Source organism: Curtobacterium sp. MMLR14_006 (assembly GCF_001864985.1).
In the GTDB taxonomy this organism is placed as follows: domain Bacteria; phylum Actinomycetota; class Actinomycetes; order Actinomycetales; family Microbacteriaceae; genus Curtobacterium.
On the sequence record NZ_MJGU01000012.1, the window covers coordinates 303,331 to 316,727 of the forward strand.

General features: G+C 72.1%; 16 protein-coding genes. 5 read left to right on the plus strand and 11 right to left on the minus strand.

What is annotated here, in order from left to right:
• Window positions 1-29: 29 nt before the first annotated feature.
• The 5 genes from BIU94_RS18260 to BIU94_RS05040 all read right to left on the minus strand — a co-directional run bounded on the left by BIU94_RS18260 (window position 30) and on the right by BIU94_RS05040 (window position 3,390).
• On the minus strand, window positions 30-401 hold the full coding sequence (locus BIU94_RS18260; protein ID WP_368073083.1) for an isoprenylcysteine carboxylmethyltransferase family protein: 372 nt from the start codon (window positions 399-401) through the stop codon (window positions 30-32).
• Window positions 341-949, minus strand: coding sequence for a hypothetical protein (locus BIU94_RS05025; protein WP_368073082.1), 609 nt, complete (start codon window positions 947-949; stop codon window positions 341-343). The genes BIU94_RS18260 and BIU94_RS05025 overlap by 61 nt, the downstream gene beginning before the upstream one ends.
• Window positions 950-1,048: 99 nt before the next feature.
• Window positions 1,049-1,195, minus strand: a complete 147-nt coding sequence (locus BIU94_RS17745; protein ID WP_175472195.1) for a hypothetical protein — start codon at window positions 1,193-1,195, stop codon at window positions 1,049-1,051.
• Between the two features lie 73 nt (window positions 1,196-1,268).
• Window positions 1,269-2,168 carry an SDR family oxidoreductase gene (locus BIU94_RS05035; protein ID WP_071254946.1) on the minus strand — a complete coding sequence of 300 codons (900 nt, stop codon included), beginning with the start codon at window positions 2,166-2,168 and terminating at the stop codon, window positions 1,269-1,271.
• Window position 2,169: 1 nt separating this feature from the next.
• A complete protein-coding gene (locus tag BIU94_RS05040) occupies window positions 2,170-3,390 on the minus strand; it encodes a zinc-dependent alcohol dehydrogenase (RefSeq protein WP_071254949.1) in 1,221 nt (406 codons plus the stop codon).
• A gap of 145 nt (window positions 3,391-3,535) precedes the next feature.
• Here BIU94_RS05040 and BIU94_RS05045 point away from each other — a divergent pair, with 145 nt between their 5' ends.
• Both BIU94_RS05045 and BIU94_RS05050 read left to right on the plus strand, forming a co-directional pair.
• Window positions 3,536-3,790, plus strand: a complete 255-nt coding sequence (locus BIU94_RS05045; protein WP_071256265.1) for a Rho termination factor N-terminal domain-containing protein — start codon at window positions 3,536-3,538, stop codon at window positions 3,788-3,790.
• Window positions 3,791-3,836: 46 nt separating this feature from the next.
• Window positions 3,837-4,055 carry a hypothetical protein gene (locus tag BIU94_RS05050; RefSeq protein ID WP_071254952.1) on the plus strand — a complete coding sequence of 73 codons (219 nt, stop codon included), beginning with the start codon at window positions 3,837-3,839 and terminating at the stop codon, window positions 4,053-4,055.
• A 15-nt stretch (window positions 4,056-4,070) separates the two neighbouring features.
• Here BIU94_RS05050 and BIU94_RS05055 read toward each other — a convergent pair whose 3' ends face one another.
• A complete protein-coding gene (locus BIU94_RS05055; protein WP_071254954.1) occupies window positions 4,071-4,334 on the minus strand; it encodes a hypothetical protein in 264 nt (87 codons plus the stop codon).
• Between the two features lie 74 nt (window positions 4,335-4,408).
• Here BIU94_RS05055 and BIU94_RS05060 point away from each other — a divergent pair, with 74 nt between their 5' ends.
• On the plus strand, window positions 4,409-5,371 hold the full coding sequence (locus BIU94_RS05060) for an SDR family oxidoreductase (protein ID WP_071254957.1): 963 nt from the start codon (window positions 4,409-4,411) through the stop codon (window positions 5,369-5,371).
• Window positions 5,372-5,431: 60 nt separating this feature from the next.
• On the opposite strand, the gene BIU94_RS05065 is transcribed toward BIU94_RS05060, so the two are convergent.
• A complete protein-coding gene (locus BIU94_RS05065; protein WP_071254959.1) occupies window positions 5,432-6,658 on the minus strand; it encodes a cobalamin-independent methionine synthase II family protein in 1,227 nt (408 codons plus the stop codon).
• A gap of 82 nt (window positions 6,659-6,740) precedes the next feature.
• Here BIU94_RS05065 and BIU94_RS05070 point away from each other — a divergent pair, with 82 nt between their 5' ends.
• On the plus strand, window positions 6,741-7,772 hold the full coding sequence (locus tag BIU94_RS05070) for a transporter (protein WP_071254962.1): 1,032 nt from the start codon (window positions 6,741-6,743) through the stop codon (window positions 7,770-7,772).
• 65 nt (window positions 7,773-7,837) lie between these two features.
• Here BIU94_RS05070 and BIU94_RS05075 read toward each other — a convergent pair whose 3' ends face one another.
• The 3 genes from BIU94_RS05075 to BIU94_RS05085 are packed head-to-tail and all read right to left on the minus strand — an operon-like array spanning window position 7,838 to window position 11,187.
• On the minus strand, window positions 7,838-9,232 hold the full coding sequence (locus BIU94_RS05075; protein WP_071254964.1) for an extracellular solute-binding protein: 1,395 nt from the start codon (window positions 9,230-9,232) through the stop codon (window positions 7,838-7,840).
• Entirely contained in the window at window positions 9,229-10,182 is a 954-nt protein-coding gene (locus BIU94_RS05080; protein WP_083404591.1) for a carbohydrate ABC transporter permease, read from the minus strand. Before BIU94_RS05080 ends, BIU94_RS05075 begins: the two co-directional genes overlap by 4 nt.
• 3 nt (window positions 10,183-10,185) lie before the next feature.
• Window positions 10,186-11,187, minus strand: coding sequence for a carbohydrate ABC transporter permease (locus tag BIU94_RS05085; RefSeq protein ID WP_083404592.1), 1,002 nt, complete (start codon window positions 11,185-11,187; stop codon window positions 10,186-10,188).
• A 165-nt stretch (window positions 11,188-11,352) separates the two neighbouring features.
• On the opposite strand from BIU94_RS05085, the gene BIU94_RS05090 reads away from it, so the two are divergent.
• Window positions 11,353-12,606, plus strand: a complete 1,254-nt coding sequence (locus BIU94_RS05090) for an ROK family transcriptional regulator (protein ID WP_071254967.1) — start codon at window positions 11,353-11,355, stop codon at window positions 12,604-12,606.
• A gap of 33 nt (window positions 12,607-12,639) precedes the next feature.
• On the opposite strand, the gene BIU94_RS05095 is transcribed toward BIU94_RS05090, so the two are convergent.
• Window positions 12,640-13,200, minus strand: coding sequence for a histidine phosphatase family protein (locus BIU94_RS05095; RefSeq protein ID WP_071254968.1), 561 nt, complete (start codon window positions 13,198-13,200; stop codon window positions 12,640-12,642).
• Between the last annotated feature and the right edge of the window lie 197 nt (window positions 13,201-13,397).

Consider the following 13,397-nt stretch of genomic DNA (forward strand, 5'->3'; position numbering starts at 1 on the left):
CCGCCACGGGCCTCCTGTCCGTCCCGTCGTCACCGCACGGACGACGGAACCGGTGGTCGGGGGACCCAGCAGCGCACCTGCGCGGCGTAGCGCCGGAAGTCGTCGCCGAAGCGACGCTCGAGGTCCGCCTCCTCGAGCGGCCGCACGACGCAGTTCCACACGACGGAACCGGCGACGGCGTAGACGACGACGAGCCACGAACCGAGCAGCAGGCCGACCGCGACGCCCTGCGTGATGCCCGCGAGCGCCATGGGGTTGCGGACGGACCGGTACGGGCCGGCGACGACCAGGCGGTTCGCCGACGCAGACGGCAGGGGCGTGCCGTCGCCGAGCGTCGACATCACGGCGGCCGCGGCGATGCCGAGGGCGCTCGCCCCGAGGAGCACGACGACACCGAGCATCGCCGCCCCGGTCCGGACAGCCGGGGGAGCGGCGGGTGCAGCTGCCAGCGGTGCTCCGCGGCCGCGACGAGGAGCGGGAACACCCCGAGGAACAGGCCCCAGAACACGACGATCTGCAGCACGGTCCCGCGCACGTGGCGGGAGCGGGGGGCCTGCGGGTCGGCGGTCGCGAACCGCAGGGGACCGGACGTCACCCACTCGGTCGGCACGCGGCCGAGCAGGACCAGGCACAGGGCGAGCGCCGACCCGACGGCCGCTGCGGTCATCACCAGGACGCCCCAGCCGGCCTCACGCGTGGCGGTCGCCCAGCACGCCAGGGCAGCGAGCACCAGCACGGTCCAGCCGGTGCTCACCACGGCGGCCCAGCACAGCCCCGCCGCAGCCAGCGCCGAGGCGACCACGAAGAGCGGGACGTCGACGACGGCCACCGCGACGGGGTCGAGGGACCCGAGCGTCACCTGCCGGACGGACGGGACCGAGGCGACGGCGAGCCACCAGACCGCCCCGCCCGCGGCCTGCAGTGCGAAGTACCGCCGACCCCAGGACATGGCTGCACCGTAGCAGCGCGGTGGCTGCCGGACGGACGAACGGGAGGCGCGGTGCCGTCCGGCACCGCGCCTCCCGTTCCTCGCGTGGAGCGCCCTCGGTCAGTCCTGACCGTTGATCTGCCCGAGCCACCGTCCGAAGGACGGGGTGCGCTCGTCGCGCAGGCTGGACAGGGTCGACTTCGGCAGGCAGGTGCGGTCGTCGTCGATCCCGGCGCTCTTGTGGAGGTCGTGGAGGTCGAGGCTCATGGTGTGCTCCTTCGCGTTCGGTGCAGTGTTCGACACCGGGCGGGCGGATTCCATTCCCGCCCGGTGCTGGTGGTCAGGGGGTGACCATGCCCCCGTTGACGTTCAGCGTCTCGCCGGCCACGAAGCTCGACTCCTGCGAGGCGAGGAACACGTAGGCCGGTGCGAGCTCGGCCGGCTGGCCGGCGCGGCCCATCGGGGACTCGCTCGAGCCGAACTCCGGCAGCGTCGACGGGTCGACCCCGCCGCTCGGCTGGAGCACGGTCCACGTCGGGCCCGGGGCGACGATGTTCACGCGGATGCCGCGCTCGACGAGCAGCTGCGACAGCCCCTTCGAGAAGTTGTTGATCGCACCCTTCGACGCGGCGTAGTCGAGACGGTCCGGCGCCGGCTGGTAGGCCTCCATCGACGCGGTCGTCGTGATGGTCGCGCCCGGCTGCAGGTGCGGGAGCGCCGCCTTGACGAGCCGGAAGAGCCCGAACAGGTTGACGTCGAACGTCGCCTCGAACTGCTCGTCGGTGATGTCGAGCAGGTCCGGCTGCCAGCGCTGCTTGCCGGCGACGCTGACGAGCGCGTCGATGCCGCCGAGCCCGGCGACGGCCTGGTCGACGAGTTCCTGGGCGTACGCCTTGTCGCGCAGGTCGCCGGGGATCGCCACGGCGGTGCGCCCGGCGGCCCGGATCTGCTCGATGACGTGGTCCGCGTCGGACTGCTCCTCGGGCAGGTAGGCGAGCGCGACGTCGGCGCCCTCACGGGCGAAGGCGATCGCGACGGCGCCGCCGATGCCGGAGTCGGCGCCGGTGATCAGGGCCTTCCGGCCGGCGAGCCGGCCGGTGCCGCGGTAGCTCGTCTCACCGAGGTCCGGCACCGGGTCCATCTCGGACTGGAGGCCCGGCTCGGCCTGGGTCTGCGGTTCCGGCTTGACGTCGGGGTAGCGCGTGCGCGGGTCCCCGAACTCGTACTGGTCCTCGGGCATGTCAGTTGGCCTCCAGTTCGACCTTGATCCAGCCCGGCTCGCGCCGGTCGAATGCTTCGTAGGCGTCGATCGCGGACGCGATCGGCTCGTGTTCGGTGATGAGTGCCGTCGGGTCGAACTGTCCGGCGGCGACCATGTCGATGAGCGGCGGGGTCACCGAGTGGTGGTCGCAGTTGCCCATGCGGATGGTCAGGTTCTTGAGCATCGCCTCGCCGATCGGGTACTGCTCGGCGGTCGGGCCGTAGACACCGATGATGCCGATGCGGCCGTACTTGGCGACGGCGGCGACCGCCCAGCGGGACACCTGCGACGGGCCGTCGCCGGGCTTCCACTGCTGCGCGTCGCCGTGGCCCTGCGGGGCTGCGTCGGGAGCGACGGCGGCGACCTCGGCGTCGAACGCGTCGGCCTGCTCCTGGTCCACCGCGGCCGGACCCCGCTTCGGGCGCTCGGCGTCGACCCCGACGGCGTCGATGACGCAGTCCGCGCCGACACCGTCGGTGAGCGCCATGATCGCCTCGACCGGGTCCTCGTGGTTGTAGTCGACGACCTCGCAGTGCTGGGACAGCGCGGCCGCCAGGCGGGTCTCCTCGCCGTCGACGACGATGACGCGAGCCGCACCCTGCTTGTACGCGGAGGCGGCGGCGAACTGCCCGACGATGCCCGCACCGAACACGACGACGACGTCGCCGCGGGTGACGCCGGCGAGCTCGGCGCCGAACCAGCCGGTCGGGAAGATGTCGGAGAGCAGGATCGCCTGCTCGTCGGAGACGTTCTCGGGCAGCGGGTGCATCGTGTTCCGGGCCCACGGCACGCGGACGTACTCGGCCTGCAGGCCGTTGATCGGACCCGTCGAGGCGGGGCCGCCGAAGAACGCGGTGCCGGCCTGCGGGCCGTTGCTGTTCGAGCGGTCGCACTGCGCGGTCTTGCCCATCCGGCAGTACCGGCACGCGCCGCACGACACGGTCGAGTTGATGACGACGCGGTCGCCGGGGCTGAAGCCGCGCACGGCGTCACCGACCTCGGTGACGACCCCGACGGCCTCGTGGCCGAGGATCGTGCCCGGCTCCATCGGTGCCATGGTGCCGCGGACGAAGTGCAGGTCGGTGCCGCAGATCGCGCTGCGGGTGATCCGGACGATCGCGTCCTCCGGGTCCTGGATGGTCGGCTGGGGGACGTCCTCGAGTCGGATGTCGCCGATGCCGTGCCACACGACTGCGCGCATTGGTTCTCGCTTCCTCTTGGTCGACGCGTCCACGGTTCGACGCGCTCGGCGACCAGTGAACGCCGAAGCCGCTGGACGCCCCGGCAGCGCCATCCGTCCGACGCACTCGGCCACCGCCGGGGTGGCCGCGCGTACGGTGCGTGCCATGCCGGACCAGCTGAAGAAACCCGAGATGTACGACGCGCTGCGCGAGCAGGGTGCGTCGAAGGAGAAGGCCGCGCGGATCAGCAACGCGGCTGCCGCCCGGGGGACGAAGGCCGTCGGGCGGAAGGGCGGGGAGTCCGGCTCGTACGACGACTGGACCGTCGCGGACCTGCGGAAGCGGGCGAAGGAACTCGGGCTGACCGGCTACTCGTCGAAGCGGAAGGCCGAGCTCGTCGAGGAACTCCGCGACCACTGACCCCGTCCACGTCCGGGTCCGGTCACGTTTCCGGCAGAATGGTCGCGTGAACGAGACGGGCATGCCGCGCTTCCGACGGATCTGGTCGACGATCCAGGTCGGCGTCCTCGCCGTCGCCGTCGTGTTCTGCATCGTGATGCTCGTGATCGGACAGGGCAAGCTCGACCGGGTCTACGCCGTCGCCGCGGTGTTCTTCGGCATCGCTCTGCTCGGGCACAGCACCTACCTGTGGCTGCTGGCCCGGAACGCCCGCGGCCGACCCTGACCCGCGCTCCTCGCCCTACTCGGCGATCCGGATCGCCAGGGGCACGAGCAGCCCGGCCACCCAGACGCACACCATGAGGAGCGCGCCGACCGCGATGAACCGCCGGCGACGCCGGAGCTTCGGGCTGCGTTCCTCGCCCCACATCTGCGCACGCACGAGCACCCGGTTCGCCTGCTCGACGACCTTCCGGACCTCGGGATCGTCGAGCTCGAGGGCACCGGATCGGGCGTGTTCGGCAATGACCGCGGCTTCGTCGACGGTCAGGTCGTCCTTGCGCATGCCCCATCTTCGCACCGCACCCCCGGCGGCGCTCCTGTGCGTGGGCGCACCGGCGAGCGCGTAGGAGTGAAGTCATGGCTCATCGGTACCGCGGGAAGATCGTCGTCGTCACAGGAGCATCGAGCGGCATCGGCAGGGCAGCCGCGCACGAGTTCGCCCGGCAGGGCGCCACCCTCGTGCTCGCCGCCCGCGGGCACGACTCGCTCGAGGCCGCAGCGGCCGAGTGCCGCGAGCTCGGCGCCGAGGCGGTGGCGATCCGCACCGACGTCGCCGACGAACACCAGGTCAAGGACCTCATCAGCACCACCACGACGCGGTTCGGCCGCATCGACGTCTTCGTCGGCAACGCCGCCCTGTTCGTGTACGGCCTGTTCGAGCAGACGCCCACCGAGGCGTTCAAGCGCGTCGTCGACACGAACCTCTACGGCCACCTCAACGCCATCACGCACCTGCTGCCGCACTGGAAGCAGCGCGGGAAGGGCACCTACGTCCTGGTCGGGTCGATCCAGTCGCTGCTCTCCGCGCCGTACCAGTCGGCCTACGTGACGAGCAAGCACGCAGCCCTCGGTCTCGTCGACGTCCTCGGCGACGAGTTCGCGCACACCGGCATCCACTTCACCACGCTGCTGCCGTCGACGATCGACACCCCGATCTACCAGAACGGTGCGAACTACACCGGCAAGAACTCGCACCCGCTGCCCCCGACGGTCTCGGTCGAACGTGCCGGCCGCGCCGTGGTCCGCGCCGCGACCCACCCGAAGCGCTACCGCTACGTGGGGCGGATCCAGGCCTCGCTCGTGCCGCTGCAGTACGTGTTCCCGGGCCTGTTCCACAAGATCACGAAGCCGATGGTGGAGACGTTCGCCCTCCGCGGCCGGCAGGAGCCCACGGACGGCAACCTGTACGCACCGGCCGACGCCGGCAACGCCACCGACGGCGGCTGGGTCGCGAAGCGTCGGCGGGTCACCCGCCCGCTCGTGTGGCTCGGTGCGGCCGCCGCGGTCGGCGCCGTCGTGCTCGGCCGCTCGCGCCGGTAGTCGCGGGCCACGTCGGACGGGAGGCGCGGTGCCAGCTGGCACCGCGCCTCCCGTCCGTGATCAGAAGAGCGTCGCGCTCGCCCGCCGCGCGCCCTCGCCGAGGGACTCGAGCTTCGCCGCGGCGATCTGCGGGTGGATGCGTCCGCCGAGGCCGCAGTCGGTGCCGGCGATGACGCGCTCACGGCCGACGACCGAGGCGAACCGCTCGATGCGCTGCGCGACGAGGTCCGGGTGCTCGACGACGTTCGTGGCGTGGCCGACGACGCCCGGCACGATCACCTTGCCGTCGGGCAGGGCGACGTCCTGCCAGACCGTCCACTCGTGCTCGTGGCGGGCGTTCGCGGCCTCGAACGAGTACGCGCCGGCGTCGATGTCGAGCATGAGGTCGACGATGTGGCGGAGCTCGATGTCGGTGGTGTGCGGGCCGTGCCACGAGCCCCAGCACAGGTGGAAGCGGACGCGGCTCGTGTCGAGTCCCCGCAGGGCGTGGTTGAGCGCCTCGACCCGGATGCGGGTGAACGCGCGGTAGTCCTCGACGCTCGGTTCCGGGTTGATCTGGTCCCAGTTCTCGGCGATGGACGGGTCGTCGATCTGCAGCACGAGTCCGGCGTCGAGGACGATCCGGTACTCCTCGCGCAGGGCCTCGGCCCAGGCCCAGATGTGCTCCTCGTCGGTGGCGTAGTACTCGTTGGCGACCCGCGCGGCGGACCCGGGGGACAGCGCCGTGATGAAGCCGTTCGCGGCACCGGCGGCCTCGACCGCGTGCCGGAGGTTCGCGGCGTCGGTGCGCGCGGCCTCGTGCCCGGTGTAGGCGATCGGTCCGGTCGTGGTCGGGAAGGCCGTCGCGTTCTTGCCGGTGCCGATGCCCGACCCCGGGTCGGAGTAGGCCTCGCGGAAGATCGTCCAGTCCCGGCGGTCCGGGAAGCTCGTGAGCCGGACGTGTCCGGGCTCGGACCGGACCGGCTCCTGCGTGAAGACGTCCTCGTCGGTCAGGCTGAGACCGCTGACGCGCTGGAACGAGTACCCCCACCACGCGCCGTAGTCGACGCTGTTCGACATCGCCTTGCCGAACTCGCCGTCGCCCGGCTGCGTGATGCCGAGGGCGGTCTGCCGGGCGACCACGTCGTCGACGGCCGCGCTCGTCAGCGCGCGGACCTCGTCGGTGGTCTCGAGCGTGAAACCGTCCTCGGCGACGGGCCGCGCGGCGTTCGCGGCGATGAGGTCGGGCGTCCGGGGGAGCGACCCGGCGGTGGTGGCCTGGACGTGGTCGGTGTTCTCGAAGGACATGGTGCCCAATCTGCCACGGCGCACCCCCGGCAGGGCCCGCGTGACGCCGGGAGACGACGCGGTGCGGGAGGATGGGAGACCCATGCCGACAGCACGCCCGACCTCCCGCATCCCGCTCAACACCCTCGCCGCCCCGTTCGGCCTGGCCGGCTTCGCGGAGTCCTGGACGTACGCGGCACCCGTGCTCGGTGTGCCCGACGTCGTGCCGCAGGTGTTCTGGGGCATCGCGGCGGTGGCGTGGGTCTGGTTGCTCGGCGCGCACGTCCTCCGGGGTGCCCGGGTGGCCGAGCGCCTGGTCGACCAGCTCCGGCACCCGGCGCAGGGGCCGATCGCGGCGCTCGTCCCGGCGACCGCGATGCTGCTCGGGGTCGACCTCGCGCGGGTCTGGCCGACCGGGGGCCGCGTCCTCGTCCTCGTGGCGGTGGCCGTCGCAGCCGGGTTCGCGGCCTGGCTGCTGAGCACCTGGTTCGAGGGGCGCCTGACCCTCGAGGCCGTGCACGGCGGCTACCTGCTGCCGACCGTCGCGGCCGCGCTCGTCGCCGCCGTCGCCACGCACGAGATCGGTGTGACCGGGCTGTCCTGGGCGTGCTTCGGCGTCGGTGTCTTCTTCTGGGGCGTCATGACCGGGCTGCTGCTCATCCGGCTGTCGTTCCGCGCCGCGCTGCCCGACCCACTCGTCCCGACGATGGCGATCCTCGTGGCGCCGCCAGCGGTCGCGACGGTGTCCCTGTTCGCGCTCACCGACGACGCGCTCACCCTGCCGGTGCAGGCGATCGCCGGCCTCGGCGTGCTCATGTTCCTCGTCCAGCTCGCACTGCTGCCGCGGTACGTGCGCCTGCCGTTCTCGCTCGGCGCCTGGTCGTTCGTGTTCCCGGCCGCGGCGGTCGTGACCGCGGCCGTGGAGTGGTTCCGTGTGCTCGACCTGCCGGTGGCCGCGGTGCCGACGACCGCCCTGCTCGCGCTGCTCTCCGCGCTCGTCGCCGTGGTCGGGGTGCGGTCGCTGCACCTCGCCGCGCGCCACCTGCTCGGGCAGGCCGAGTCGGTGCTGCAGGCCGCCGACGACGAGGACGCAGCACCGGCAACCGGACCGGCCGCAGGACCGACGGCTCGCTGACGCCGGACGACGTCCCCGGCGTCGTGCGGCGTCGTGCGGCCGGGGGAGTCCGTCCTGGGGTGCGGTCAGACCTGGACGCGGTCGTAGTCCGCCGGCAGGCGGAACGGCGCGTACGTCTGCATCATCGGGTCGACCCGGGCCTGTGCCCGTTCGACGGCCTCCTGCGGGGTCGCGGAGCCGATCAGGACGCTCGACCGGGCGTCGGCGAGCGAGTCCCACCAGGCGCCGCCGACGGGCAGCGGCGGTCGGCAGGTGGAGTCGCCCATGCTCTCGACGAAGAACCGGATGGACTTCGCCGAGGCGGTCGGGTCGCGGAGCGCCTCGACGTTCGACGGCACGCTCGTGGCGGGCACCATGTACGTCTTCTGCCCCTGCCGCCCGGTGAAGTACTTCATGACCTCCCACACGGCACGGGTCTTCTTCGACCCCTTCGGCAGGCACAGCGCGTAGCCGCCCGACCAGGTGTACGACGGGTCGCCGGCGGACTCGGTCGGCAGGTACGACATCGTCCAGTCGAGGTCGTCGGGCCCGTAGTTGTCGAAGGTCTGGATGGTCGAGGGGACGCTCACCATGAAGGCCATCCGGTCGGCCAGGAACGCCATCTGTCCCGGCGGGTGACCGGTGGGCTCGTAGGTGGCCTTGAAGGTGTCGGCGGCGCGGTAGCCGTAGCGGTCCGCCCAGTCCGCGTAGAACTCGAAGACGCGGCGGACACCGGCGGAGTCCATCGTCATCCGCGACGCCTGCTGGTCGTAGTAGGACGCCCCGAGGCCGAGCCCCCAGGTGAACGGCCACCCCTCGCCGTACCAGGGCAGCAGGCCGACGTGCGTGTAGTCGCTGCCGGACTTCTTCGTGACCTTCTCGCTGACCTCCCACACGCGCTCGAAGGTCGACGGGCCGTTCTGCTCCCAGTCGAACTCGTCCGGGTCGACGCCCGCGTTCCGCAGCATCCGGCGGTTCACGAACATGCCGCGGGCGTCGGTGTCGTGCGGCAGCCCGTACGTCGCGCCCTCGTACGTCAGCTCGCCGACGGTGAACCCGAGCCACTGCTGCAGGAACTCGTCCTTCGGCTGGTCCTCGTAGCGGTCGATGAGCTCGTCGATCGGTTCGATGAGGCCGATCGCGGCGTACTGCGCGGCGCTGAACCGGTCGAGCAGCCAGAGGTCCGGGGCGGTGCCCCCGCGGACCGCCGTGATGATGCTCGTCGCGTCGCCGGTGCCCTGCGACGGCACGACGTCCACCTGGACGTCGATCTCCGGGTGCAGCCGGGTGAAGTCGTCGATGACCTTCGTCTGGAACGGCACGAAGGTGCCGGTGACGCCCCAGAGCGACACCCGGTTCGGGTCGCTGCTGCGGCCGCCGGAGCCGGTGGAGCAGGCCGCCGCGAGCAGGGCGAGGGCGCCGGCACCGCCCGTGGCGGCCGCTCCGCGCAGGAAGTTCCGCCGGGTGAACGCGTCGGTCATTTGAAGCTCCCGATCTGGACGCCGCGGAGGAAGCTCCGCTGGAAGAAGAAGAACAGGACGACGAGCGGCAGGATGATGAGGATCGACGCCGCCATCAGCTGGTTGAACTGGAAGTCCGCGGCGTTGTTCAGCCGGAACACCTGCAACCCGATCGACAGCGTCTGCACGCGCTCGTCCTGCAGGTAGATGAGCGGCCCGAGGAAGTCGTTCCACGCGCCGACCGCGGCGAAGATGCCGACCGTGACGAGCGCGGCCTTGGCCTGCGGGAAGACGATGCGCCACAGGATCCGCCACTCCGACGCACCGTCCATCCGTGCGGCGTCGAGCAGGTCCTTCGGGATCTGCAGCAGGAACTGCCGCAGCAGGAACACGTAGAAGGCGGACCCGAACAGGCTCGGCACGATGAGCGGCAGGAAGGTGTTGATCCACCCGAGCCGGGCGTACAGGTCGAACATCGGGATGAGCGTGACCGGGAACGGGATGAACAGCGTCGCGAGGACGACGTAGAACACCTTGTCGCGGCCGCGCCAGTCGATGCAGGCGAAGCCGTAGGCGATGACGAGGTTCGAGACCATCGAGAAGAGCGTGACGGCGGCGGTGATGACGAGCGTGTTCCGGAAGAACGTGAAGAACGGCATCGCGTCGACGGCCTTGCCGAAGTTGGACCAGTCGATCCACTGCGGGAACCAGGTGGGCGGGAAGGCGCCGAGTTCGGTGTTCCCCTTCAGCGCCGAGATCACCATCCAGTAGATCGGCACGAGGAACAGCAGGCTCATGGCGATGAGCACCGCGCGGGCGCCGATCGACGACCAGGGGGACCGGACGGAGCCGTCCGCGTTGCGCGACCGCTCGGCGTCGCGGTCGCGTCGGCCGCGCCCGGACGGACGGACGGCTTCGAGCGAGGAGGTGACGGTGCCCCGGTCGGGGCGGCGTTCGGTTCGCAGGCTCATCGGTCACTCCCCGGTCACGTCGTAGTTGACGAAGCGCTTGGACAGCCAGTACACGAGCCCGGACAGGACCATCCCGGCCAGGAACAGCAGCACGGCCATCGCGCTCGCGAAGCCGAGCTGCGCGTACCCGAACGCGTTCTTGTACAGGTAGAGCATGTAGAACAACGTCCCGTTGTCCGGGCTGCCGAGGCCGCCCGTGCCGGACGAGATGATGTACGCCTCGGTGAACACCTGCAGGCCGTTGCTGATCCCGGTGATGAGGTTGAACAGGATCGCCGGCGACAGCAGCGGCAGCGTCAGCGCGAAGAACTGTCGGACCGGTCCGGCGCCGTCGACGCGAGCGGCCTCGTACAGCGACTTCGGGATCCCGCGCATGCCGGCGAGGAAGATGAGCGCCGCGTTGCCCGCCCCCATCTGCGCGAGTGCGATGATGACGAGCTTCGCGGTCGTCGGGTCGCCGAGCAGGTTCGTCGCGGGGATCCCCACGAGCTTCATCGCCTGGTTCACGATGCCGGTCTGCGGGTTGACCAGCACCACGAAGATGAACGCGAGGGCGAAGGTCGGGATGAGCGACGGGATGTACAGCGCGGTGCGGTACCAGCTGATCTCGCGGACGTCCTGGTTCATCGCGATCGCGATGACGATCGCGACGACGATGCCCACCGGCACCGCGATGACGGCGTAGAACACCGTGTTGCCGACCGCGGTGTGGACGAGCGGGTCGATGAACGCCGCCACGTAGTTGGCGAAGCCGACCCAGGTCGCGTCCGCCATGCCGGAGTAGCGGGTCAGGCTGATGCCGAACGAGTACAGCAGCGGGTAGGCGACGAACACGAGCACGCCGACGATCCACGGCGAGATGAACGCGATGCCGATCCGCAGCCGGCGCTTCTCGGCCGGTGTCCACGGATGCCGCTCGCGTGGTCGTCGCCGCTGCGTGGCCGTGGTGCGACCGGTCGTGGTCGGACGTGGTGGTGCGGTCCCGGTTCGTGTCGTGGTCGTCACGAGCGTCCCCTCCTGCCCCGGGGGACCCCGATGTCCCACGGGCGAATCCGTCACCGGGCAGACGTTCCTGTTCGTCGGCGCGGTTCAATCCAATTGATTGACAAATTCGTTTGGGGAGCGATGCTATGGATCATGGCCGTGCCGCGTCAACCCTCTCGTCGCAACGTGCTGCATGGCGGAACGGAGCGTGTCGAGCGCGGGGAGCGGGCGGGACTGCGCGGCGAGTCGGGGACCGGCACGAACCTCGTGCACGTCGGCGAGCACAATCGCGCGCTCGTCGTCGACCTCGTCCGCCGGCGGGGGCCGGTCACCCGGGCGGACCTCGCCCGGTCGACCGGCCTGAGCGCCCAGACCGTGACGAACATCGCCGCGACGCTCGTGCGGGGCGGGCTCCTGCGGGAGTCCCCGGACGGCGGCCGCGGACTGGAGGTCGTCGCCACCGCCCGCACCGCCGTCGGCGTCCACCTCGACCCGGCGCACCTCGTCGTCGTCCGCACCGACCTGACGGGCCGGGTCCTCGCCGAGGACCACGTCGACCTCGACGCCGTCAACGACCCCGGCGCGACCCTGGACACCGCCGCCGCGGCGGTCGGACGGGTGTGCGACGGTGCTGCGGTCGACGGCATCGGCCTCGCCGTGCCGGGCCCGATCGACCCGGACGGCGTCCGTACCGGAGCTCCCGCACAGCTGCCCGCCTGGTGGCACCTGCCCGTCGCCGCCGAGCTCGCCGCCCGCACCGGAGCACCGGTCCGACTCGAGAAGGACAGCACCGCCAGCGCCCTCGGCGAGGTCTGGGCCGGTCCCGCGCCCGACGACCTGGTGTCCGTGTTCCTCGGCCACGGCATCGGCGCGGCGACGGTCGCGCACGGCGAGGTCGTCCGCGGAGCGAGCGGCAACGCCGGCGAGTTCGGCGGCGTGCCCGTGCACGCCCACGGCGGCTGGACCGAGGTCTGGGAGGCCTGCCAACCCCTGCAGCAGGTCCGGCGGGCGATCGACGCCGGACTGCTGTCCGCCGCGGTGCCGCTCGACCGTGCCGTCGACGTGCGCCGCGCGTTCGCCCGGCTGTGCGCCCTGCCCGGCGCCGCACCGCTCGTCGCCGAGGCCGGCGCCGCCCTCGGGTCCGCGCTCGCCCTGGTCGTCGAGCTGCTCGACGTGCCCCGCGCCACGATCGGCGGCAGCGCGGCACTCGCCGGCGGCGACGTCTTCCTCACCGCCGTCCGCCGTCGACTCGCCGAGCGCCTGCCGTCCGGCCCGTTCCCCACGGTCGCGTTCACGGACCACGGCGAGGCCGCCGTGGCACGAGGCACGGCCTGCTCCGTCCTGCGCGCCGGCCTGGCGACGCCGGTCCCGCTCGCGTCCGGCACCGGTCGTCGGCCGGGAGGCCCGGTGCCGGCCCGCAGCATCGCCCACCCCTGGTGAGCGGTCGCGTCGCGCACCCCGCACCCGGAGCGGTCAGCGTGGTCCGACCCGTGCCCACCCGCTCGTGGCGCACCACCGCTGCGGGTCGAAGGTGAAGACGCTCCCCATGCCCGGCTGGTCCAGCGCACGCGAGACCGGCACACCGTGCAGGTCCGCGAGCAGCAGTGCCCCGACCGCCCCGTGCGACACGATCGTCACGTCCCCGCCCGCGGCGAGGTGACGGACCGCGGCGACGATCCGCGCCTGGGCGTCGACCGCGCGCTCCCACCCGCGCACCGACGACCCGGGCGCGGCGAAGAACGCGTCCACCACGCCCTCGAACTCGCCGAGGGGCAGGTACCCCGTGGCACTGCGGTCGATCTCCCCGAGTCGGGCGTCCTGCTCGGGGTCGATCCCGACCGCCCGACCGAGGACCGCCGCGGTCTCGACGGCCTTCCGCTCCGTGCTCGAGACGATCCGGCGGACCCCGGGGTGCCACGCGACCGCGGCCGCTCCGGCTGCCCGGGACCTGCCCTCGGGCGAGAGGCCCCACGACTCGATCGGGGCAGCGGGGTCCACGACGACCTCGGCGTGGGTGAGGAACGACGACACCATCGGGCGATCCTGCCACGGGGTGCGGCGGGGCGGGGCGGGGCGGGCGCGGGAGTGCGGGTGTGGCGGCGGTCGGTGCATGCGGGTGCACCGGGCGACGGAACACTTGTCGTTCGTCACGTGGTCTGTCGCAGCATGCGCCTGCATCCGGTGCGTGTGCATCGGGCGACGGAACACCGGTCGATCGACGCGTGGTCTGT